We start from the raw sequence: 21,152 nt of genomic DNA on the forward strand, positions 1-21,152 counted from the left end.
TTGGAGGTCTGTGGGCTTCAACCCCCTCCGGCCCTTTGGGCCACCTCCCCCTCCGGGGGAGGATCTTGATCGCGAACGTCGAGAGTTTGATCTAGCCTCCGGCCCATGCCCACCTATGAACAGGCCGCCGAGATCCTGCAGACGCTGGTCGGGTTCGACACCACCTCGCGCGGATCGAACCTCGCCCTCATCGAGTGGGTGGAGCACTATCTCGACGATCTCTCGATCCCGCACCGGCGGGTGCCCAATGCGGACGGCACGAAGTCGAACCTGATCGCCACCATCGGGCCGGCGGTCGAGGGCGGGGTGGTGCTGTCGGGCCATACCGACGTGGTGCCGGTGGACGGCCAGCCGTGGAGCTCCGATCCCTTCACCCTGACCGCCCGCGACGGGCGGCTCTATGGGCGTGGGACCTGCGACATGAAGGGGTTCCTGGCGCTGGCCCTGGCCGCGGCGCCGGAGATCACGAAGGCGGATGCGAAGAAGCCCGTGCACCTGGCCTTCTCCTACGACGAGGAGATCGGCTGCCTGGGGGCGCCGGCGATGATCGAGACGATCCGGCGCGAACTGCCCCTGCCCTCGCTGGTGGTGGTGGGCGAGCCCACCGACATGGAGGCGGTCAGCGGCCACAAGGGCATCGCCACCTTCCACGTGACGGTAACCGGCCGCGAGGCCCATTCGAGCCAGACCCAGCAGGGTGTCTCGGCCAACATGGCGGCGATCCGGCTGATGGCCGCCCTGGTGGAGATCTCCGAGCGGCTGGAGCGGGAGGCAGATCCTGCCTCGCCCTTCACCCCCAAGGGGGCGACCCTGACCATCGGCGTGATCCACGGCGGCACGGCGCACAACATCCTAGCGCGGGAGTGCCACTTCCACTTCGACCTGCGCTGCCCGCCGGGGTTTGACACCGAGACGGTGCTGAAGGGCTTCTTCGAAGAGGCGGCGGCGCTCGACGGCGAGATCAAGGCGCGCGCGCCGGAAGGCGGGGTGCGGATCGAGCAGTTCTCCGACGTGCCGCCGTTCGCGCCCGAGACGGACGGGGCGGCCGAAGCCTTCGCGCGGAGGCTGGCCGGCGACAACGGGCCGGCCCGGGTGGTCAGCTATGCGGCCGAGGCCGGGCAGTTCCAGCGGGCGGGCTTCTCCACCGTGCTCTGCGGACCCGGCTCCATCGCCCAGGCCCACCAGCCGGACGAATATGTCGAGATCAGCCAGATGGAACGCGGCGCGGCCTTCATGCGCCGGCTGACCGAGTGGGCCGCCGCGGGAGCCTGATCAGCGGGTCCTGATCGGCCGGACGACGACGCGCCGCATGAAGAGGTCGAGCGGGTTCCAGGTCATGGCGCGGGCGATGGCCAGCGAGCCCACCTTGCGGGCCGCCTGAGCCTCCCTGCGCATGGCGAGCGCCAGCGGCAGGCCGGCGAGGCCCGCCATCAGCCCGCGCCAGGGAGCGGCGAGTTCGCCCCGCGTGGCGTGGCGCGCGAACAGCAGGGCCGTGGTCGCCAGGTGCAGCGGCAAGGTCAGCCAGAACAGCACCGGCGGGGTGTCCTTGACGAACACCCAGAGCCGGTTGCGGGTGCCGTGGAAGACCGCGAAGTCGGACCGCGGGCCGCCGCTCGAGGCCGAGCCCTCGTGGCGGACGACGGCGTCGGGAACCACCAGGGTGCGCATCCCGGCAAGGCGCAGCCGGTAGCCGAGGTCGACGTCCTCGCAATAGCAGAACAGCCGCTCGTCGAAGCCGCCGAGGTCGAGGAACAGGCCGCGATCGATGAGCATGGCGCCGCCGCAGGCGGAGAACACCTCGCCCATGGCTGAGAGGCCGGGGTCGGGCTGGCGGTAGCCGCCGCGGAACGGGAAGCCGGCCGAGGCCATCACGTCGCCGAGTCCGTCGAGGCGCGCCGGATCGTCGGCCATGAGCTGGCGCGAGGCGAAGGCGCGCACGTCCGGATGGGCGGCGGCGGCGGACATCAGCCGCGCCAGCCAGTCGGGCTCGGCGTAGGCGTCGGGGTTGAGGAAGGCGAGCCAGCGGCCGCGGGCGGCGCGGGCGCCGTCGTTGCAGCCGCCGGAGAAGCCGCGGTTCTCGCGGTTGGCGATCAGGCGGATGGCGGGATCGACGGCGGCGGCCGCCTGCGCGGCGCCATCGGCCGAGGCGTTGTCGACGAGGATCAGCTCGAAGTCGGTGAAGGTCTGCGCCTTCAGGGCCGCCAGGCAGCGGGCGAGGGTCGGGCCGCTCTGGAAGGTGACCACGACGACGCTGACGGCCGGCGACGGAGGCTTGTCTTTCTGGTTGTCTTTCTGGGCCTGTCGGGCCATCCGAGGGCGTCTTTCCCCTGCCTCAAGCCGACATGACCGAGATCACGCCGCTCGCGCTGCACGAAGTCCTGCTTATCACGCCCAAGCGCCATGGCGATGCGCGTGGATGGTTCGCCGAGACCTGGAGCGAGAAGGTCATGGCCAAGGCCGGCCTGACCGACCCCTTCGTGCAGGACAACCAGGCCTTCAACGCCAAGAAGGGCACCATCCGCGGCCTGCATTTCCAGAAGGCGCCGCACGCCCAGGGCAAGCTGGTGCGGGTGCTGAAGGGCGCGATATACGACGTGGCGGTGGACGTGCGTCCGGGCTCGCCCTCGTTCGGCCTGTGGGTCGGCGCGGAGCTGACGGCGGACGGCGGCGAGCAGCTCTTCGTGCCGCGCGGCTTCGCCCACGGGTACTGCACCCTCACCGACGATTGCGAGCTCTTCTACAAGGTCGACGGCCAGTATGCGCCGGAACTGGAGGGTGGGGTGATCTGGAGCGATCCGGACCTCTCCATCCCCTGGCCGATCGACCACGAGCCGGTGCTGTCGGAGAAGGACCAGAAGCTCCCCAGGCTCAAGGACTTGGGCGCGATCGCCTTCTGACCCGGCCCGGAACCACGGCCGCGTTTCGTCGCTTTGCTGCGCGGAACGCGGAGGTCCGAAGATGATGACGCGAGCTTGCGTGGCCCTTCTGGCGATGGGCGCGCTGGCGGCCTGCCAGAAGAGTCCGCAGGACAAACAGGCCGACGCCCTCAAGAACGCCGCCGACCGGCAGGCGAGCCAGATCGAGGCGCAGGCCAAGTCGCAGGCCGCCGCGCTCGAACAGCAGGCGGAGGGGCTGCACGCCCAGGCCAAGCAGGCCGGCGGCTACACCGGCCAGCGCCTGCAGGTGCGCGGCGACGCCCTGGCGCGCGAGGCGGACATCGTGAAGCGCCAGGCCCAGGCCCGCGCCGACGCCACGCGCGAAACCGCCGACGCCCAGGCCAAGGTCATCGCCAGCCGCTGATCAGCTCCATTCCGACCGCACCTCGGGATCGGTCTCCAGCGGCATCCGCTCGGCCCTGAGCGCGTCGAATGCGCCCTCGTCCATCAGTCGGCCGAGCGCCCAGGCGGCCGCACCGCGGACCAGGGGCGAAGGATCGTCCAGCAGGCGCAGCGCCTCCTGGCAAAGGGCGGCGTCGCCGGAATTGCCGATGGCGTAGAGCACGTTGCGTACGAAGCGATCGCGGCCGAGGCGCTTGACCGGGCTCTTGGAGAACACGGCGCGGAAGGCGGCGTCGTCGAGGCGCGAGAGCTCGGCCAGGGTCGGTGCACGCAGGGCCTCGCGGGCCTGGAGCTTCTGCTCGGCGGCGGTCGCGGCGAACTTGTTCCAGGGGCAGACCGCCAGGCAGTCGTCGCAGCCGTAGATCCGGTTGCCGAGGGCGGGGCGCAGCTCGCGCGGGATCGGCCCCTTCAGCTCGATGGTCAGGTAGGAGATGCAGCGCCGCGCATCGAGCTGGAACGGCGCCGGGAAGGCCTTGGTCGGGCAAATGTCGAGGCAGGCGCGGCAGGAGCCGCAGGTCTCGCGCTCGGGCGCGTCGGGCGGGATCTCCAGGGCGGTGAGGATCGAGCCGAGGAACAGCCAGGAGCCGAACTGGCGCGAGACGAGGTTGGTGTGCTTGCCCTGCCAGCCGAGGCCGGCGCGCTCGGCGAGCGGCTTCTCCATCAGCGGGGCGGTGTCGACGAACACCTTCAGCTCGCCGCCGAAGCGGGCCTGCAGCCAGCGGGCCAGGGCCTTCAGGCGCGACTTGACGAGGTCGTGGTAGTCGTCGCCCTGGGCGTAGACGCTGATCGCCCCGCGGTCCGGGTGCTTCAGGATCTCCAGCGGGTCGTGGTCGGGCCCGTAGTTGACCCCGAGCACGAGGGCCGAGCGGGCGCCGTCCCACATGGCGCGCGGATGGCGGCGGCGCTCCAGGGTCTCTGCCATCCAGCCCATGTCGCCGTGGCGGCCCTTGGCCACATAGTCGGCGAGGCGCGCGGCGGCGGGCCAGGCGTCGTCGCCCAGATGCTCGACATCGGTGAAGCGGCAGGTGTCGAAGCCCAGCGCCTTGGCCTCGGCGCGGATCACGTCCTTGTCGGCTTCAGAAATCGAGATCGTCATAGTGCCTGGCCGGATTGAGGCCCGGCCAGCGGTCGTTGAGGAGCGGCCGGAAGGCGGGCCGGGACTTCAGCTTCATGTACCAGGTCTTCACGCCCGGGAAGTCGGCCCAGGGCACGTCGCCGAAGTAGTCGATGACCGACAGATGGGCGGCGGCGGCGAAATCCGCCAGGGACAGGCGCCGGCCGGCCAGCCATTCGCGGGCCTGCAGCAGGCCGTCGATGTAGAACAGGTGGTTCTTCAGCCCCTCGCGCCCCTGGCGCAGGTTGGCGAGCTCGGGGGCGCCGAGGCCCAGGAGCCGCTTCTCCATCTTCTCGTGCAGGATGAAGCCGCCGGCCTCGTACTCGAACTTGCGGTCGAACCACTGGATCAGCCGCCGCGCCTCGGCGCGCTCGGCGGCCTCGCGGCCGAGCAGGGCCGGCTCGGCATGGGCCTCCTCCAGCCAGCCGAGGATGGCGCGCGCCTCGCAGAGCACCAGCCGGTCGTCGCCGTCGCCGGCGACCAGCACCGGCGTCATGCCCGAGGGGTTCAGCTTGGCGAACTCGCGCGGCCGCTCCCAGTAGCGGACCTGGACTTCGGTGAACGGCAGCCGCTTCTCGCCCAGCGCCAGCCGCACCTGGCGCGAGGCCGGGTCGAGCGGGAAGTGGTGCAGGGTGAGGTCCATGGCGGGGGGCTTAAGCCGTCCTGACGGAGAATCAACGGCCTGAACTGAGGCCGCACCCCTTAAGCACCCGTTTACTGTAACGGGTTGCGGTCACGCTTCGGCGTGATGGGCCTCGGAGAAGGCGCCGCCGTGCGGCTCGGCGCGGCCCTTGGGGTCGGCGTGGACGATGATGTCGGCCGACGGGAAGACGGCGAGCACGCGCTTCTCGGCGGCGACGATGGCCTCGTGCGCGGCCTCCAGCGTCAGGTCCGGGTCGAGGTCGACGTGCATCTGGATATGGACGTACGGGCCCGAGGCGCGGGTGCGCAGCTGGTGCACGTCCGAAAGGCGCGGGTCCTCGGTCATCAGGGCGACGATCTTGGCGCGCGCCTCGTCGGACAGTTCGCGGTCCATGAGCTGGGCCGAGGCTTCGCGGAACACGCCGACCGCGCCCCACAGCAGCAGGGCCGCGACGAGGATCGCCGCCATGGCGTCGAGATTGTTGTAGCCGAGCCAGGCCGAGGCCCCGATGCCGATCAGGGCGATGATGTTGGAGGCGAGGTCCGAGGCGTAGTGCGCCCGGTCGCCGGAGACCGCCACGGAGGAGGTCTTCTTCAGGACCTGGGTCTGGGCGGTGATCAGGAAGAAGGTCAGGGCGGTGGAGACGACCATCACCGCGATCGCCCAGCCGGTGTCCTTCAAGGGGTGCGCGCCGAACAGGTCGCCGATCGCCTCGCGGGCGATGAGGGCGGCGGAGGCGAAGACCAGGCCGGCCTGCATGAGGCTGGCGAAGGCCTCGGCCTTGCCGTGGCCGAAGCGGTGCTCGGTGTCCGGCGGGGCGACGGCGTAGCGCACGGCGAAGAAGGTGCCGAGCGAGGCGATCAGGTCGAGGCCGGAGTCGGCCATGGACGCCAGGAGGGCGACCGAGCCCGAGGCCAGCCAGGCGACGAGCTTGATGGTCACCAGCACCGCGGCGGTGGTCACCGACAGGAGGGTGACCCGCCGGGTGAGGGCGGCGCTTTCGGCGGGGCTCAGGCCATGGACCGTGTTCATCGGCCCGGGAAGTTAGCGCCGCCGCCGCCGGAGGCCAGCGCTAACGACTCGCAGCTCAGGCCGCGACCTTCGGCATCGGCCCGACGTAGAGCGACTGGGGGCGGATCAGGCGTCCGCCGGCCAGCTGCTCGCGGGCGTGGGCGACCCAGCCGCCGACCCGGCCCATGGCGAAGACGCAGGTGAAGGCGGTGGGCGGGAAGGCCAGGGCCTCGAGCAGCAGGGCGGTGTAGAACTCGACGTTGGTGTCGAGGGTGCGGTTCGGCTTCTTCTCCCTGAGGATGGCGAGCGCCGCCTGCTCGACGGCTTCGGCGAATTCCAGGCGGCCGGGCAGGACGTTGGAGCCCTCGCCCATCCGCCGCACGGCCTTCTTCAGCGCGTCGGCGCGCGGATCGCGGACCCGGTAGACCCGGTGGCCGAAACCCATCAGCCGGTCGCCGCGGGCGAGCGCGTCCTCCAGCCAGGCGCGGGCGTTCTCGGGCGCGCCGATGCCGTCCAGCATGTCGATGATCGGGCCGGGCGCGCCGCCGTGCAGCGGGCCCTTCAGCGCCGAAATCCCGCCGAGCACGGCCGAGGCGAGGCCGGCACGGGTCGAGGCGATCACCCGGGCGGCGAAGGTCGAGGCGTTGAGGCCGTGGTCGCTGACGGTGACGAGGTAGGTGTCGAGGGCGTCGGCCTCCCCCTTCGACGGCGCCTTGCCCTTGATCATCCGCAGGATGTCGGCGGCGTGGCTGAGGGTGGGGTCGGGGCGCACCGGCGCTTCGCCCGCCTGCCCGCGGACCACCGCGGCGGTGAACACCGCGGGGGCGGCCACGAGGCGCAGCGCGACCTCCAGCTCGTCGCCGTCGGCGAGCCGCGCGGTGAGCGCGCGCATGGCCTCGATCGGGGTGCGGTCGAGAAGGCCGGTGTCGAGAGCCGTCACCTCGGCGAACACCGCCGCGCGGGCGGCGCCCAGGGCGGGCCCGAGGTCCTTCGGCAGGTCGGCGAAGAAGCCGTCCCACAGCAGGTGCAGGACGTCCTCGTAGGCGGCGCGGCCGGCCAGGTCGTCGAGCGAGCGGCCGCGGATGATCAGCCGGCCGGCCTGGCCGTCGACCTCGGAGAGGACGGTCTCGGCGGCGACGACGTCTTCGAGCCCATCGGACACGTGAACGGCGGATGCGGACATGTGCGATCTCCAATCTTGCTGCACTGCAGAAAAGACGTCAGACTGGCCCCGTCAATCTTGATCAACATAATCAACATATGCCTGGACTGGACTGGATCGTCGCCGAGGAGGCCCGCGAGCGGCTTGGGGTGAGGCCCCAGACGCTCTACGCCTATGTGAGCCGCGGCCGGGTGGCTGTGCGGCCGGACCCGCACGACCCGCGCCGCAGCCTCTACCGGGCGGCCGACATCGCCGCCCTGACGCAGCAGAAATCGCGCAGCCGCAAGGTGTCGGACGTGGCGGCCGGCGCCATCGCCTGGGGCGAGCCGGTGCTGGAGAGCCAGATCACCACGGTGAGCGGCGGGCGGCTGTTCTACCGCGGCCGCGACGCCATCCGGCTGGCCGACACCGAGACCCTGGAATCGGTGGCCCGCCTGCTGCGCGGCGGCCACGGTGCGGCGCTGAAACGCACGGAGCGGCCGGAGCCGCCTGCGGCGCCCGACATGCGCACCCGCGGCTTCCTGGCAATGGCCCGCCGTGCGGCGACCGACCCGCCGGCCCGCGGCAAGGCGGCGCTGGCCCTGGCGGTGGAGGCGGCGACCCTGCTCGACGTGCTGACCGACGCCATCGCCGGCGAGGTCGGCGGCGGGGCGATCCACAACCGCCTGGCGCTGGCCTGGGGCGTGGGGCCCGGCGGCGCCGGCGCGGACCTCATCCGCCGCTGCCTGGTGCTGGTCGCCGACCATGAGCTGAACGCCTCGGCCTTCGCGGCGCGGGTGGCGGCCTCGACGGGCGCGTCCCTGGCGGCCTCGGCCCTCGCCGGCCTCGCGACCCTGACCGGGCCACGTCACGGCATGGCGACGGCGGCGGTGCGCACCTTCGCCGCCGAAGCCGAGAGCCTCGGACCCGCCAGGGCGATCGAGAACCGGCTCAGCGAGGACCGCGCCCTGCCCGGCTTCGGCCACCCGCTTTATCCGGACGGCGACCCGCGCGCCGCCGCCCTCCTGGGGCGGTTCGCGGCGCCGCCGGCGCTGGCGGCGCTGAGCGAGGCGGTGATGCGCACGAGCGGCATGGCGCCCAACATCGACTTCGCCCTGGTCGCCGCCTGCGAGTCGCTGAAGCTCGCCGAGGACGCCCCCTTCGCCCTCTTCGCCGTGGCCCGCTGCGCCGGCTGGATCGCCCACGCCATCGAGCAGGGTCAGACCGACGCCCTGATCCGCCCCCGCGCGCGCTATGTGGGCCCGGAGCCGGAGCTGGCTTAGGCCGCCGCGACTTCGACCGGGTGCTCGAGGCGGGAGAGCATCTCCTTCGGGCAGACCTGCCAGAACTGGGCGTTCGCGCGGCTCCAGTCGCGGAGCAGCTCGTGGGCGAGGTGCGAGCCGGTCTCGCGGGCGTGGGTCTCGACGAGCGCCCTCAGCACCTCGGCCCAGTGACCGTCGGCGACCCGGGCGACGACGACGCTCTCGCCGTTCACGCAGGCGGCGAAGCGGTTCTCGGGATCGTGGACGAAGGCCATGCCGCCGGTCATTCCGGCCGCGAAGTTGAAGCCCACGGGCCCCAGCACCGCCACCGTGCCGCCGGTCATGTACTCGCAGCCGTTGGCGCCGCAGCCTTCGACCACCGCCGTGGCGCCGGAGTTGCGCACCGCGAAGCGCTCGCCGGCGAGGCCGGCGGCGAACAGGGCGCCGGAGGTTGCGCCATAGAGCACGGTGTTGCCGATCAGGGCGTTGCGGCCGGCGGCCAGGTGCGGCGAGGGCCGGATGACGACCGTCGCCCCCGACAGGCCCTTGCCGACGTAGTCGTTGGCCTCGCCGGTGAGCTCCAGCCGCAGGCCCTGGACCGCGAAGGCCCCGAGGCTCTGGCCCGCCGAGCCCTTGAGCTGAACGGTCAGGTGGCCGGGCGCCAGGGCGTCCATGCCGAACCTGCGGACGATGTGCGAGGAGACGCGCGTGCCGATCGCCCGCTGGGTATTGGCCACCGTGTAGGTGAGCTGCATCTTCTCGCCCCGCTCGAGGAACGGGGCCGCGTCGCGGACGATCTGGGCGTCGAGGGTGTCGGGCACCTCGTTGCGGCCCGCGACCGTGCAGAACGGCTTGTTCTGGCCAGGGTCGGCCTTGACCAGCAGGGGGTTCAGGTCGAGGTCGTCGAGGTGCTCGCCGCCGCGGGAGACCTGCACCAGCAGGTCGGTGCGGCCGACGATCTCCTGCAGCGACTTCACCCCCAGGCCGCTGAGGATCTCGCGGACCTCCTCGGCGATGAAGGTGAAGAGGTTGATCACCTTCTCAGGGCTGCCGGCGAACTTGGAGCGCAGGGCCTCGTCCTGGGTGCAGACCCCCACCGGGCAGGTGTTGGAATGACACTGGCGGACCATGATGCAGCCCATGGCGATGAGGCTGGCGGTGCCGATGCCGAACTCCTCCGCGCCCAGCATGGCGGCGATGACCACGTCGCGGCCCGTGCGGATGCCGCCGTCGGTGCGCAGGCGCACGAACTGGCGCAGGTTGTTGAGCGTCAGGACCTGGTTGGCCTCGGAGAGGCCCATCTCCCACGGCGAGCCGGCATACTTGATCGAGGTCTGCGGCGAGGCGCCGGTGCCGCCGACGTTGCCGGAGATCAGGATGACGTCGGCCTTGGCCTTGGCCACGCCTGCCGCGATCGCGCCGATGCCGGTCATGGCGACGAGCTTCACCGTCACCCGGGCCTCGGGGTTGATCTGCTTCAGGTCGTAGATGAGCTGGGCCAGATCCTCGATCGAGTAGATGTCGTGGTGGGGCGGCGGCGAGATCAGCATCACGCCGGGGGTCGCATGGCGCAGCCGGGCGATCAGCTCGGTGACCTTGAAGCCGGGAAGCTGGCCGCCCTCGCCGGGCTTGGCGCCCTGGCTGACCTTGATCTCGATCTCGCGGCACTCGTTGAGGTACTCGGCGGTGACTCCGAACCGGCCCGAGGCGATCTGCTTGACGGCGGAGTTGGGGTTGTCGCCGTTCGGCAGCGGCCGATAGCGCGCGCGGTCCTCGCCGCCCTCGCCCGACACCGACTTCGCGCCGATCCGGTTCATGGCGATGTTGAGCACGCCGTGCGCCTCCGGGCTGAGGGCGCCGAGGCTCATGCCCGGGGTCAGGAAGCGCTTCCTGATCTCGTTGACGCTCTCGACCTCGTCGAGCGGCACGGGCTTGCCGTCCGGGCGCACGTCCAGGAGGTCGCGGAGCTGGATCGGCGGCTGGGCGGAGAGCCCTTCGGACCAGCGCTTGTAGAGCCCGTAGTCGCCGCGGTCGCAGGCCGACTGCAGGGTGTGGATCATCCGCGCCTCGAAGGCGTGGGCCTCGCCCGCGCGGCGCGCCTTGTAGAAGCCGCCGACCGGCAGGGTGACCGCGGCCGGGTTCCAGGCCTTGCGGTGCAGCTCGACCGTCCGCTCCTCGATGCCGGCGAGGCCGATGCCGGAGATGCGCGAAGGCATGCCGGGGAAGAACTCGGCGACGAGGGCGCGCGACAGGCCCACCGCCTCGAAGTTGCGGCCGCCGCGGTAGGAGGAGACCACCGAGATGCCCATCTTGGCGATGATCTTGAGAAGGCCGGTCTCGATCGCTCTCTTGTAGTTCAGGCACAGCTCGCGGAGCGACAGCTCGCCGGTCAGGCCGCGCTCCATGCGGTCGATGAAGCTCTCCTGGGCGAGGTAGGCGTTCACCGCGGTTGCGCCGACGCCGACCAGGACGGCGAAGCTGTGGGTGTCGAGGCACTCGGCGGCGCGGACGACCAGCGAGACGTAGGAGCGCAGCCCCTTCTCGACCAGCCAGGTGTGGACCCCGCCGGTGGCCAGGACCATCGGCAGGGCGACCCGCTCGGGTCCGGCCGCGAGGTCGGACAGCACGATGGTCGAACAGCCGCGCAGGGCCGCGTCCTCGGCCTCCGCGCGGACGCGGTCGAGGTTGGCGCGCAGGGCGTCGCCCGGCCGGCTCTCGTCGACTGGCAGCGGCATGGTGCAGTCGATCACTGCGATGTGCTTCTCGCCGATCGCCTCGACCAGGCGCTCGTACATGCCGGTGGTCAGCACCGGACTTTCCATCACGAAGACGTCGGTCTGGGCCTCGTCCTCGGCGAGGATGTTGCCGAGGTTCTTGAAGCGCGTCTTGAGGCTCATCACCGCCGTCTCGCGCAGCGAGTCGATCGGCGGGTTGGTCACCTGGCTGAAGTTCTGGCGGAAGAAGTGGCTAAGCGGACGGTGGTGGTCCGACAGCACGGCCAGCGGGGTGTCGTCGCCCATGGAGCCGACGGCTTCCTTGGCCTCCTCGACCATGGGCGAGAGGATCAGCTCGAGGTCCTCGAGGCTGAGGCCGGCCGCCATCTGCCGGCGCATCAGGGCCTCGCGTTCGAACAGGCGCGGCTCGGCGCCGGGCCCGATGCGCTCCTCCAGGTCGACCATGTTGCCGAGCCAGCGGTCGTAGGGGTGCTGGGTCGCCAGCCGGTCGATGATCTCGGCCTCGGCGTAGAGGCGGCCCTCGGCCAGGTCGACCGCCAGCATGCGGCCGGGCTCGATATGGGCCTTGCGGACGATGCGGGTCTCCTCGACCCGGCACATGCCGGCCTCCGAGCCGACCATGATCAGGCCGTCGGCGGTCTCCGCCACGCGCAGCGGCCGCAAGCCGTTACGGTCCTTGCCGGCGATCACCCAGCGGCCGTCGGTGGCGCAGATCGCGGCCGGGCCGTCCCACGGCTCCATCACCGCGTTGCAGTAGGCGTAGAGCGCCCGGTGCGCCGGCTTGATCTGCTCGGCGGTCTTGGCGTTCCAGGCCTCGGGGATCAGCAGGGTCTTGGCCATGGGCGCATCGCGCCCGGCGCGGACCAGCACCTCGAAGGTGTTGTCGAGGGCGGCGCTGTCGGAGCCGCCCGGCTGGATCACGGGCTTGATGTCGTCCTGGAGGTCTCCGAAGGCCGAGGCCGCCATGCGGATCTCGTGCGACTTCATCCAGTTGACGTTGCCCTTGAGCGTATTGATCTCGCCGTTGTGGGCCAACATCCGGAACGGCTGGGCCAGCCGCCACTCGGGGAAGGTGTTGGTCGAATAGCGCTGGTGGAAGATCGCCACCGCCGCGGTGAACCGCGGGTCCTTCAGATCCGGATAGAACTCGTCGATGTGCTGGGCGAGGAACATGCCCTTGTAGATCAGCGAGCGGGCCGACAGGGAGCAGATGTAGAAGTGCTGGATGTTGGCCGCCGCGACGCGCTTCTCGATCCGCTTGCGGCAGAGGAAGAGGGCGCGGTCCAGCGCCTCGCCGTCCATGCCCGGCGGCGGCGAGAGCATGATCTGCTCGATCTCGGGACGGGTGGCGTTGGCCTTCTCGCCGATCACCGAGGTGTCCACCGGCACCTGGCGCCAGCCGTAGATGTAGAAGCCGAAGCGCAGGGCCTCGGCCTCGACGATGGTCCGGGCCGCCTCCTGGGCGGTGAGGTCGGTGCGCGGCAGGAAGACCTGTCCGACGGCGATCGGCCCCGGCCGCAGAACGTGGCCGATGCGGGTCACCTGGTCGGCGAAGAAGTCCTGAGGCACGGAGACCAGCACGCCGGCCCCGTCCCCGGTCTTGCCGTCGGCGTCGATGGCGCCCCGGTGCCAGACGGACTTCAGGGCGCGGATGGCGAGCTCGACCACCTCGCGGCGGGGCTGGCCGTCGATGGCGGCGACGAGGCCGACGCCGCAGGCATCGCGCTCCATGGCGGGATCATAGGCGTGGGCCTCGATCAGCCGCTGGCGTTCGGCGAGGTAGTGCTGGATCTCATCCATCGGCATCACTCCGCGGCGATCCGCGCGGCGGCGCCGGCGGCTTGCGATTCGAGATAGCGGCGCATGGCCTCGGCAGCGTCGCGGCCGTCGCGGACGGCCCAGACGACCAGCGAGGCGCCGCGCACGATGTCGCCGGCGGCGAACACGCCGGGGACGGTCGTGGCGAGGGTGCGGAAGTCGGTCTTCAGCGTGCCCCAGCGGGTGACGCCGAGGTCCGGCGCGGCGAAGGCATCGGGCAGGTCCTCCGGATCGAAACCCAGGGCCTTGATGACCAGGTCGGCCTTCACCTCGAAATCGCCGCCCGGGATCTCCTCCGGCGCCTGGCGGCCGGTGGCGTCGGGCGCGGCCAGCCGCATGCGCGCGGCGTGGACGCCGGCGGCCATGAGCGCGTCGCCGGTGATCGCCTTGGGCGCGGCGAGCCATTCGAAGAGCACGCCCTCCTCCTCGGCGTTGGCCACCTCGCGCACCGAGCCGGGCATGTTGGCCCTGTCGCGACGATAGAGGCAGGTGACCGAGGCGGCGCCCTGGCGGATGGCGGTGCGCACGCAGTCCATGGCGGTGTCGCCGCCGCCGACCACCACCACGTGGCGGCCGCGGGCGTCGAGGTCGGCCGGCACGGCCTCGCCGAACTCGGCGCGGTTGGAGGCGATGAGGTAGGCCAGCGCCGGGGCGACCCCGGCCGAGCCCGAGCCGGGCAGCTCGAGGTCGCGGGCCTTGTAGACGCCGGTGGCGATCAGCACCGCGTCGTGACGTTGGCGCAGGTCGGCCAGGCTGGCGTCGCGGCCGACCTCGAAGCCCAGGCGGAATTCGACGCCGCCCTCGGAGAGGCGGCGGGTGCGGCGCTCGACGACGTCTTTCTCGAGCTTGAAGCCGGGGATGCCATAGACCATGAGGCCGCCGGCCCGGTCGTGGCGGTCGTAGACCGTGACGGCGTAGCCGAACTCGCGCAGGCGCTCGGCGGCCGCGAGACCGGCGGGACCCGCGCCGACGACGCCGACGCTCTGGCCGCGCGCCTCGCCGGCGACGAGCGGCGCCACCCAACCCTGCTCCCAGGCCTTGTCGGTGAGGTACTTCTCCACCGCGCCGATGGTGACGGTGCCGTGGCCGGACTGCTCGATGACGCAGGACCCCTCGCAGAGGCGGTCCTGCGGGCAGATGCGGCCACAGATCTCCGGCATGGGATTGGTCGCCTGCGACAGGCGGTAGGCCTCCTCCAGCCGGCCCTCGGCGGTCATCCGCAGCCAGTCGGGGATGTTGTTATGGAGCGGGCAATGGGTCTGGCAGAACGGCACGCCGCACTGGGAGCAACGTGAGGCCTGCTCGCGGGCCTTGGCGTCGATGAAGTCGGCATAGATCTCGTGGAAGTCGCCGGCGCGCGCTTCCGCCGCGCGCTTCTCGGGCATCGCCCGCGGCGTGGTGACGAACTTCAGCATCCGCTCGGCCATGAGACGCCCTCCTGCGAGCCGCCATCTAAGACGCGCGCGGACGCAACGGAAGGCTTTCGTCCCGATTATGGACGATGATTCCGCGGCAAGGTGACGCTCCGGCCAGCACAGCGCGGCCGGCGAACTCATTTAGTCCAATTTTGAGATGAACCCGATGTTCACCATATTGGCGCCCTCTGCCGCGCAGCGGATTTGGGGGAGCGCCACGTGCCGGACTGGATCAACGCCGTCATCCTGGGGGTCGTGGAGGGGCTGACCGAGTTCATCCCGGTGTCGTCGACGGGGATGTTGCTGCTCACCAAGCGGCTGCTCGGCCTGCCGGACGGCTTCTGGGACACCTTCGCCGTGCTCATCCAGCTCGGCGCCATCCTGGCGGTGGTGGTCCTCTACTTCGGCCGGTTCTGGAACGTGCTGGTCCGGCTGCCGAGCGACCCGCAGGCGCGGAAGTTCGTCCTGTCGCTGCTGATCGCCTTCCTGCCGGCGGCGACCATCGGGGTGCTGGCGCACGACTTCATCAAGAAGGTGCTGTTCGACAGCCCCACGACGCAATGCATTTCGCTGATCCTCGGCGGGATCATCCTCCTGTTCATCGACCGCCTGGCGCCGCCGCCGCGCCGCACCGACTCCATGAGGCTGCCGCTCGGCACGGCGCTCGGCATCGGCCTCTTCCAGTGCTTCGCCCTGATCCCGGGAGCCTCGCGCTCGGGCTCGACCATCGTCGGCTCGATGCTGCTGGGGGTGGAGAAGAAGGCCGCGGCCGAGTTCTCCTTCTTCCTGGCCATCCCCATCATGGCCGGCGCCTTCGTGGTCGACGCCTACAAGAACCGCCACGAGCTGATGGCGGTGAAGGGCGAGATCCCGCTGATCGCCATCGGCTTCGGCGTGTCGTTCGTGGTCGCCCTCGTGGTGATCCGGGCCATGCTGGCGCTGCTCACCCGCCGCGGCATGGCGCCGTTCGGCTGGTTCCGCATCCTGGTCGGCGGCGCCGGCCTGGCGGCGCTCTACCTGCTCTAGGCGGCCTCAGGCGCGGCCGGCGGCGAGCTCGCGCTCGTCCTGGTCGGCGTACTGGCCGCCCTTGCGGTAGCGGTAGAGGTAGGTCGGCAGCACCGCCTCGAGGGTGGTGGGCGTGATGCCGAGATCGGCGAGGCCGGGGTACCGGCCGCTCACCACATTGTCGGCGCGCAGCAGCTTGGCCTGGTCGGCGGTGATCGGCGGCGCGACGAGGACCTTGCCGAGCTCGGCCAGGGAGCCGATCGCCTCCGCCGCGGCGAAGGGCAGCGGCAGCAGGACGCGGCGGCGGTCGATCTCCGCCAGGATCATTTCCATCAGCTCGCGGAAGGTGAAGACGGCCGGGCCGCCCAGCTCGTAGGTCTGGCCCGCGGCTTCCGAAGAGGTGACCGCGATCGTCAGGGCGCGGGCCACGTCGCCGACGAACACCGGCTGGAAGCGCGTCTTGCCGCCGCCGACCAACGGCAGGAACGGGCTGGTGGTCGCCATGGAGGCGAACTTGTTGAAGAAGTCGTCCTCGGGACCGAACACGATCGAGGGGCGCACGACGACGGCGTCGGGATAGATCTCGCGCACCGCCACCTCGCCCTCGGCCTTGGTGTGGGCGTACTTGGACTCGGACTCGAGGTCGGCGCCGAGGGCCGACATCTGGACCACGCGCGAGACGCCCTCGGCCCGTGCCGCGGCGGCCACGTTGCGGGCCCCCATGACGTTCAGCGACTGGAAGCCCTGGCGGCCCTGCTCGTAGAGCACCGAGACGAGGTTGAGGCTCGCGGTCGCGCCTTCGAGAGCACGGCGGATCGAGGCCTCGTTGCGGATGTTGGCCTGGACCACGTCGATCTGGCCGACGTCGCCGTGCAGGCGCATGGCGTAGGCGAGGTTGGGCTGGCGCACGGCCACCCGGATCCGCCAGCCGGCCTTGGCGAGCTGACGAACGGCCTGGCTGCCGATGAAGCCCGAACCGCCGAAGACCGTGACGAGATTCTGCATTTGCGCTGGCCGTCTGGAAAGCTGGTGTCCGCGGAGGATGCCGATAGACGATGCGGCCCCGCGCCGCAATGCGACGTCTGAATTAGCTGTGACGGTCCCCGTTGACCGACCGAATTCCGACCTTTATGGAAGCCGGCTCGCGCGATCCGGTGGGTCGGGCCCAGGTGGCGGAATTGGTAGACGCGCTGGCTTCAGGTGCCAGTGGCTTAACGGCCGTGAAGGTTCGAGTCCTTTCCTGGGCACCATCGGTTGGAAGAGGGTTTCGCCCGGCGGTGCTTTCCGGAGCGCCGTCCCTCCCTCTATATTGGGAGTCGGCGCCAGATCGCCGAGGAGCGAGCGAGACGCTGTGACGACTTTCCTGCACGATGGCGACCTTCCTGCCGACGCTCTGGCGAGCGCCTCGGCGGTGGCCATCGATTCGGAGACCATGGGCCTGCGGCTCGGCCGCGACCCGCTCTGCGTCGTCCAGCTCTCCGACGGCCAGGGCGACGCCCATGTGGTCCAGCTGCGCCGGCCCGACTACGACTGCCCGAACCTGAAGCGCCTGCTGACCGACCCGGCGGTGACCAAGATCTTCCACTTCGGCCGCTTCGACATCGCCATGTTCTTCCTGCACCTCGGCGTGGTCACGGCTCCGGTCTACTGCACCAAGATCGCCTCCAAGCTGGCCCGCACCTACACCGACCGCCACGGCCTGAAGGACGTGACCAAGGAGCTCATCGGCGTCGACCTGTCCAAGGCGCAGCAGAGCTCGGACTGGGGCGCGGCCAAGCTGTCCGACGACCAGGTGGCCTATGCCGCCTCCGACGTGCTGCACCTGCATGCGCTGCGCGCGCGCCTCGACGACATGCTGGCGCGGGAAGGCCGCGACGCCCTCGCCAAGGCCTGTTTCGAATTCCTGCCCCACCGCGCCCTGCTGGACGTGGCCGGCTGGGAAGACACCGACATCTTCGCCCATAGCTGAGGCCGTCGCTCATGGTGACCGAGCGCCTCAACACCCCGCCGAACGAAGCGACGCTGCGCGAGCGCAACATCGAGCGCTGGCGCCGGCGCAGCCGGGCCGTGCGCGTCCTGCGCGTGGCGGCGCCGGGGCTGATCGCGGTGATCGTCCTGAGCCTGGCGGGCCTGGTGGCCTTCAACGCCCTGAAGCCCGGCGCCGAGCCGACGCAGGAGACCAACCAGCCGATCCGGCTGATGAATCCGCGCTTCGTCGGCCGCGACGACAAGGGCCGGGCCTTCGTGGTCACCGCCGCCAGCGCCACCCGCGACGCCCAGGACTACCAGAAGGTCTATCTCGACCATCCGGCCCTGGTGCTCGACGAGCAGGGGCCCGACCCGACCCGCCTGGTCGCCAAGCAGGGCGTCTTCCACGAGAACTCCGGCAAGCTGGAAGTCAGCGGCGGGGTGCGGATGTCGTCGTCCCAGGGGGCATTTGAGACCGCAGCGTCACAGTTCGACACGAAGACGGGCGAGCTGGTCGGTTCAGGGCCGGTTCAGGGCTCCGGTGCTCTTGGACAAATCGATGCGAAGTCCTATGGCGTCTATGACAAGGGCGAACGGATGGTCTTCCAGGGCGGCGTGCACACCCGCCTGAACCCGAAGAAGTAGGCTGGTGGAAACGCACGCTATGAAGAGCCTTCCCACGATCGCGGCGCCAATCGCCGCTGTGGTCGCTGTCCTCCTCGCCGGTCCGGCGGCCGCCCAGCTGTCGCAGGGCAAGGGCCCGGTGGACATCGCCTCCGACCAACTGGAGACGGCGAACAACGAGTGCGTCTCGACCTGGCGCGGCAATGTCGAGGCGCTGCAGGACAACGCCCGTCTGCGCACCGATCTGCTGAAGATGTACTTCCAGAAGGGCGCGCGCCCCGGCTCCGCCGGCGGCGGCAACTGCGGCGACCTCATCCGCATGGAAGCGCAAGGGGCGGTCTACTATGTGACGCCGCAGCAGCGGGTGCACGGGGACAACGCCCTCTATGAGGCGACCACCGACACCCTCACCGTGACCGGCGACGTGGTGGCGGCCCAGGGCCAGAACGTGCTGCGCGGAGAGCGCATGGTGATCAACACCAAGACCGGCGAGGGCCACATGGTCGGCTCCGCCCAGGGCCGCAACAAGCCCAACCGCGTGCGCGGCGTCTTCTATCCGCAGCAGTCCAGCAAGCCCCAGCAGCCGGCTCAGGCCGGCCAGCGCAGGTAGCCCCTTTGAAGCAGGACCGGTCCGCCAGCCTGCCCGGCCTCGCGGGCGAAGGCCTCGTCGTCGACAACATCGGCAAGTCGTTCCGCGGCCGGCCGGTGGTGAAGGGCGTGTCGCTGCGCCTGCGCCGCGGCGAGGTGGCGGGCCTGCTCGGCCCCAACGGCGCGGGCAAGACCACCTGCTTCTACATGATCACCGGCCTGATCCCGGCCGACTACGGCGCCATCTACCTCGACGGCGAGAACATCACCGCCCTGCCGATGTACCAGCGCGCCCGGATGGGCGTCGGCTACCTACCGCAGGAGACCTCGATCTTCCGCGGCATGAGCGTCGGCGAGAACGTCATGGCCGTGGTCGAACTGCGCGAGCGCGACAAGAAGAAGGCGCGCGACATGGTCACCGAGCTCCTCGAGGAGCTGCACATCGAGCACCTGCGCAACGCGCCGGCGGTGTCGCTGTCCGGCGGCGAGCGGCGGCGGGTGGAGATCGCCCGGGCGCTGGCCTCGGAGCCGGCCTTCATGCTGCTGGACGAGCCGTTCGCCGGCATCGACCCCCTGGCCATCGCCGACATCCGCGAGGTGATCAGCTACCTCAAGCAGCGCGGCATCGGCATCCTGATCACCGACCACAACGTGCGCGAGACGCTGGACATCATCGACCGCGCCTCGATCATCCATGCCGGCGAGGTGCTGTTCGAGGGCCGTCCCGACGAGATCGTCGACGACCCCGAGGTCCGCCGCGTCTACCTGGGCGACCGGTTCAACTGACCGCCTCGGGCCGGCGCTCCTGTTCGCCGGGCCGCAACACCCGCCCCGACCGCACGCCCGTCAGCTCGTCGTTCTCCAGGCTCACCTCGCCGTTGACCAGCACGGCGCGATAGCCGCGGCCGCGCTGGATGTAGCGCGGGGCGCCGCCCGGGAAGTCGTGGGCCGTGGTCGGCTGCAGCTCCGAGACCTGGTCGAAGTCGAACACCGCCACGTCGGCCCGCTTGCCCGGCGCCAGCACGCCGCGGTCGGCAAGGCCGAGCACCCGGGCCGGGCCCGAGGTCATCCGGCGCACGCCCTCGGCCAGGCTGAACAGCCGCCGCTCGCGCACCCAGTAGGCGAGGATGAAGCTCGGCCAGTCGCCGTCCATCACCTGGGCCACGTGGGCGCCGGCGTCGCCGAGGCCCGGGAAGCAATGGTCGCCGCGGATCACCTCGCTGAGCTCGTCCACGCTCGGGGAGAACATGCGGTAGTTGAAGAAGGCGCGGCCGTCGGTCTCGCGCCAGCGGCGGACCATCAGCTCGGCCACGGTCTCGCCCGCCGCCGCGGCCTGCGCCTCGACGCTGAGCTCGTCAGCCGCCGCATAAACCGGCGTCGTCCCGTCGCCGAGGTCGAAGACCTGGCTGAACTGCACCCGCGAGCGGGCCTCGGCGACGAGCCGCCCGGCGAAGGCCCCGTCACGGACCGCCGCCATCCGGCCCGCGGAATCGCGGGCGCGCAGTTCCTCCCAGGCCGGTCCGCGGAAGGGCAGCATGCCCATCAGGTTGTAGAGGTACCCGGTGCCGCGCACGTGGGTGATGGCGGTGATGTCGCGGCCCTCGCACAGGCCGTCGAGCAGGCCCGCCGCGCGGCGGCCGTCGCCGGCGTTCGGCCCCACGCCATAGCTGAACAGGATCCGCACGCCGGTCGCATCGGCCAGCTCGCGCAGCACATCGGGGTGGGCGCCCACCGCCTGGACGAGGCCGCCGCGCGCCGCGACGACCCTGGCGATGGCGATCAGTTCGGAAACGTCGGCGAAGGTGCCCGGGATCGAGCGGCCGTCCGGCGCCTTGTGCGGCTCGAAGCGGTTGGTGGAGAAGCCGAGCGCCCCGCGGGCCATGGCGCGGTCCATCACGGCGCACATGGCGCCGAGCTCGGTCGGCGTGGCCTGGTCGTCGAAGGACCGCTCGCCCATCACGTAGTAGCGCAGGGCGCTGTGGCCCACGAGACCGACGACGTTGAGGCCCGGGCCGATGGAATCGAGGGTGTCGAGGTATTCCTCGTAGGCCTCCCAGCTCCACGGCAGGCCCGAGAGGATCGCCTCGCGCGGAATGTCCTCCACCGTCTCCATCATGCCGGCGAGGATCGCCCGGTCGGACGGCTTGCAGGGGGCGAAGGTCAGGCCGCAGTTGCCGATCAGGGCGGTGGTCACGCCGTGCCAGGCGATCGGCGTCATCGCCGGATCCCAGCCGACCTGGGCGTCCAGGTGAGTGTGCAGGTCGATGAAGCCGGGCGCCACGATACAGCCGGCGGCGTCGATCTCGCGCCGCCCCTGGCCCTCCACGCGCCCGACCGCCGAGATCAGGCCGCCGTCGATGGCCAGGTCGCCGGTCACCGGCGCCGCGCCCGTCCCGTCGACGATGGTCCCGCCGCGGATCACGATGTCATGCACGCCACACCTCCCACACACGCTGCCGGACTCTGCGGGCCGGGCTTTGCGGCATCAGC

18 protein-coding genes and 1 tRNA gene are annotated in these 21,152 nt (G+C 71.0%); 10 read left to right on the top strand and 9 right to left on the bottom strand.

The features are described 5' to 3' along the window. Nucleotides 1–105: 105 nt before the first annotated feature. Entirely contained in the window at nt 106–1,272 is a 1,167-nt protein-coding gene (argE, locus tag DJ017_RS02095; RefSeq protein WP_111527156.1) for an acetylornithine deacetylase, read from the top strand. Here the strand turns inward: argE and DJ017_RS02100 are convergent, their stop codons facing one another. After that, nucleotides 1,273–2,310, bottom strand: a complete 1,038-nt coding sequence (locus DJ017_RS02100) for a glycosyltransferase family 2 protein (RefSeq protein WP_111527157.1) — start codon at nt 2,308–2,310, stop codon at nt 1,273–1,275. It abuts the gene before it with no gap. 32 nt (nt 2,311–2,342) lie between these two features. On the opposite strand from DJ017_RS02100, the gene rfbC reads away from it, so the two are divergent. Further along, complete coding sequence (gene rfbC, locus DJ017_RS02105) at nt 2,343–2,897, top strand: dTDP-4-dehydrorhamnose 3,5-epimerase (RefSeq protein ID WP_111527158.1); 555 nt, start codon at nt 2,343–2,345, stop codon at nt 2,895–2,897. A gap of 61 nt (nt 2,898–2,958) precedes the next feature. Continuing rightward, nucleotides 2,959–3,300, top strand: coding sequence for a hypothetical protein (locus tag DJ017_RS02110; RefSeq protein ID WP_133255365.1), 342 nt, complete (start codon nt 2,959–2,961; stop codon nt 3,298–3,300). On the opposite strand, the gene queG is transcribed toward DJ017_RS02110, so the two are convergent. The 4 genes from queG to DJ017_RS02130 form a co-directional block, all read right to left on the bottom strand. Beyond that, nucleotides 3,301–4,434: a tRNA epoxyqueuosine(34) reductase QueG gene (gene queG / locus DJ017_RS02115; RefSeq protein WP_111527160.1), complete on the bottom strand. Its 1,134-nt coding sequence runs from the start codon at nt 4,432–4,434 to the stop codon at nt 3,301–3,303. Beyond that, complete coding sequence (gene fzlA / locus DJ017_RS02120) at nt 4,415–5,095, bottom strand: FtsZ-binding protein FzlA (RefSeq protein ID WP_111527161.1); 681 nt, start codon at nt 5,093–5,095, stop codon at nt 4,415–4,417. Before fzlA ends, queG begins: the two co-directional genes overlap by 20 nt. 90 nt (nt 5,096–5,185) lie before the next feature. After that, nucleotides 5,186–6,127 carry a cation diffusion facilitator family transporter gene (locus tag DJ017_RS02125; RefSeq protein ID WP_111527162.1) on the bottom strand — a complete coding sequence of 314 codons (942 nt, stop codon included), beginning with the start codon at nt 6,125–6,127 and terminating at the stop codon, nt 5,186–5,188. Between the two features lie 55 nt (nt 6,128–6,182). After that, complete coding sequence (locus tag DJ017_RS02130; protein ID WP_111527163.1) at nt 6,183–7,268, bottom strand: citrate synthase/methylcitrate synthase; 1,086 nt, start codon at nt 7,266–7,268, stop codon at nt 6,183–6,185. 98 nt (nt 7,269–7,366) lie between these two features. Between DJ017_RS02130 and DJ017_RS02135 the strand changes: the two genes are divergently transcribed. Then, the gene (locus tag DJ017_RS02135; protein WP_111527164.1) at nt 7,367–8,530 is read left to right on the top strand and encodes a citrate synthase; all 1,164 of its coding nucleotides are present in this window, start codon (nt 7,367–7,369) and stop codon (nt 8,528–8,530) included. On the opposite strand, the gene gltB is transcribed toward DJ017_RS02135, so the two are convergent. Further along, nucleotides 8,527–13,044, bottom strand: coding sequence for a glutamate synthase large subunit (gltB, locus tag DJ017_RS02140; protein WP_111529928.1), 4,518 nt, complete (start codon nt 13,042–13,044; stop codon nt 8,527–8,529). The two genes, DJ017_RS02135 and gltB, sit on opposite strands and share 4 nt — an antisense overlap. A gap of 5 nt (nt 13,045–13,049) precedes the next feature. Next, the gene (locus DJ017_RS02145; RefSeq protein ID WP_111527165.1) at nt 13,050–14,489 is read right to left on the bottom strand and encodes an NAD(P)-dependent oxidoreductase; all 1,440 of its coding nucleotides are present in this window, start codon (nt 14,487–14,489) and stop codon (nt 13,050–13,052) included. Nucleotides 14,490–14,696: 207 nt separating this feature from the next. Between DJ017_RS02145 and DJ017_RS02150 the strand changes: the two genes are divergently transcribed. Then, nucleotides 14,697–15,503, top strand: coding sequence for an undecaprenyl-diphosphate phosphatase (locus tag DJ017_RS02150; RefSeq protein ID WP_111527166.1), 807 nt, complete (start codon nt 14,697–14,699; stop codon nt 15,501–15,503). Between the two features lie 6 nt (nt 15,504–15,509). On the opposite strand, the gene DJ017_RS02155 is transcribed toward DJ017_RS02150, so the two are convergent. Beyond that, the gene (locus DJ017_RS02155; protein ID WP_111527167.1) at nt 15,510–16,487 is read right to left on the bottom strand and encodes a complex I NDUFA9 subunit family protein; all 978 of its coding nucleotides are present in this window, start codon (nt 16,485–16,487) and stop codon (nt 15,510–15,512) included. A gap of 158 nt (nt 16,488–16,645) precedes the next feature. Here DJ017_RS02155 and DJ017_RS02160 point away from each other — a divergent pair. The 5 genes from DJ017_RS02160 to lptB all read left to right on the top strand — a co-directional run bounded on the left by DJ017_RS02160 (nt 16,646) and on the right by lptB (nt 19,448). Further along, nucleotides 16,646–16,732: transfer RNA gene (locus DJ017_RS02160), tRNA-Leu, on the top strand. 101 nt (nt 16,733–16,833) lie between these two features. Beyond that, on the top strand, nt 16,834–17,451 hold the full coding sequence (locus DJ017_RS02165; protein WP_111527168.1) for a ribonuclease D: 618 nt from the start codon (nt 16,834–16,836) through the stop codon (nt 17,449–17,451). Nucleotides 17,452–17,462: 11 nt separating this feature from the next. Next, nucleotides 17,463–18,095 carry an LPS export ABC transporter periplasmic protein LptC gene (lptC, locus tag DJ017_RS02170; protein ID WP_111527169.1) on the top strand — a complete coding sequence of 211 codons (633 nt, stop codon included), beginning with the start codon at nt 17,463–17,465 and terminating at the stop codon, nt 18,093–18,095. 19 nt (nt 18,096–18,114) lie between these two features. Next, complete coding sequence (locus DJ017_RS02175) at nt 18,115–18,684, top strand: LptA/OstA family protein (protein WP_111527170.1); 570 nt, start codon at nt 18,115–18,117, stop codon at nt 18,682–18,684. Between the two features lie 29 nt (nt 18,685–18,713). Then, nucleotides 18,714–19,448 (top strand): LPS export ABC transporter ATP-binding protein, encoded by a 735-nt coding sequence (gene lptB / locus DJ017_RS02180; protein WP_111529929.1) that lies wholly within the window; start codon nt 18,714–18,716, stop codon nt 19,446–19,448. Here lptB and DJ017_RS02185 read toward each other — a convergent pair. Beyond that, a complete protein-coding gene (locus DJ017_RS02185; RefSeq protein WP_165830501.1) occupies nt 19,441–21,096 on the bottom strand; it encodes an N-acyl-D-amino-acid deacylase family protein in 1,656 nt (551 codons plus the stop codon). The two genes, lptB and DJ017_RS02185, sit on opposite strands and share 8 nt — an antisense overlap. Nucleotides 21,097–21,152: the final 56 nt, after the last annotated feature.

It is taken from the genome of Phenylobacterium soli, assembly GCF_003254475.1.
Lineage (GTDB): Bacteria > Pseudomonadota > Alphaproteobacteria > Caulobacterales > Caulobacteraceae > Phenylobacterium > Phenylobacterium soli.

What these genes read in the sequence shown, in the direction of transcription:
- DJ017_RS02100 (WP_111527157.1), bottom strand. Translation starts at nt 2,310, where the DNA reads ATGGCCCGACAGGCCCAGAAAGACAACCAGAAAGACAAGCCTCCGTCG.
- DJ017_RS02175 (WP_111527170.1), top strand. Translation starts at nt 18,115, where the DNA reads ATGAAGAGCCTTCCCACGATCGCGGCGCCAATCGCCGCTGTGGTCGCT.
- DJ017_RS02155 (WP_111527167.1), bottom strand. Translation starts at nt 16,487, where the DNA reads ATGCAGAATCTCGTCACGGTCTTCGGCGGTTCGGGCTTCATCGGCAGC.
- DJ017_RS02110 (WP_133255365.1), top strand. Translation starts at nt 2,959, where the DNA reads ATGATGACGCGAGCTTGCGTGGCCCTTCTGGCGATGGGCGCGCTGGCG.
- gltB (WP_111529928.1), bottom strand. Translation starts at nt 13,044, where the DNA reads ATGGATGAGATCCAGCACTACCTCGCCGAACGCCAGCGGCTGATCGAG.
- DJ017_RS02125 (WP_111527162.1), bottom strand. Translation starts at nt 6,127, where the DNA reads ATGAACACGGTCCATGGCCTGAGCCCCGCCGAAAGCGCCGCCCTCACC.
- queG (WP_111527160.1), bottom strand. Translation starts at nt 4,434, where the DNA reads ATGACGATCTCGATTTCTGAAGCCGACAAGGACGTGATCCGCGCCGAG.
- lptC (WP_111527169.1), top strand. Translation starts at nt 17,463, where the DNA reads ATGGTGACCGAGCGCCTCAACACCCCGCCGAACGAAGCGACGCTGCGC.
- DJ017_RS02135 (WP_111527164.1), top strand. Translation starts at nt 7,367, where the DNA reads ATGCCTGGACTGGACTGGATCGTCGCCGAGGAGGCCCGCGAGCGGCTT.
- argE (WP_111527156.1), top strand. Translation starts at nt 106, where the DNA reads ATGCCCACCTATGAACAGGCCGCCGAGATCCTGCAGACGCTGGTCGGG.
- fzlA (WP_111527161.1), bottom strand. Translation starts at nt 5,095, where the DNA reads ATGGACCTCACCCTGCACCACTTCCCGCTCGACCCGGCCTCGCGCCAG.
- DJ017_RS02145 (WP_111527165.1), bottom strand. Translation starts at nt 14,489, where the DNA reads ATGGCCGAGCGGATGCTGAAGTTCGTCACCACGCCGCGGGCGATGCCC.
- rfbC (WP_111527158.1), top strand. Translation starts at nt 2,343, where the DNA reads ATGACCGAGATCACGCCGCTCGCGCTGCACGAAGTCCTGCTTATCACG.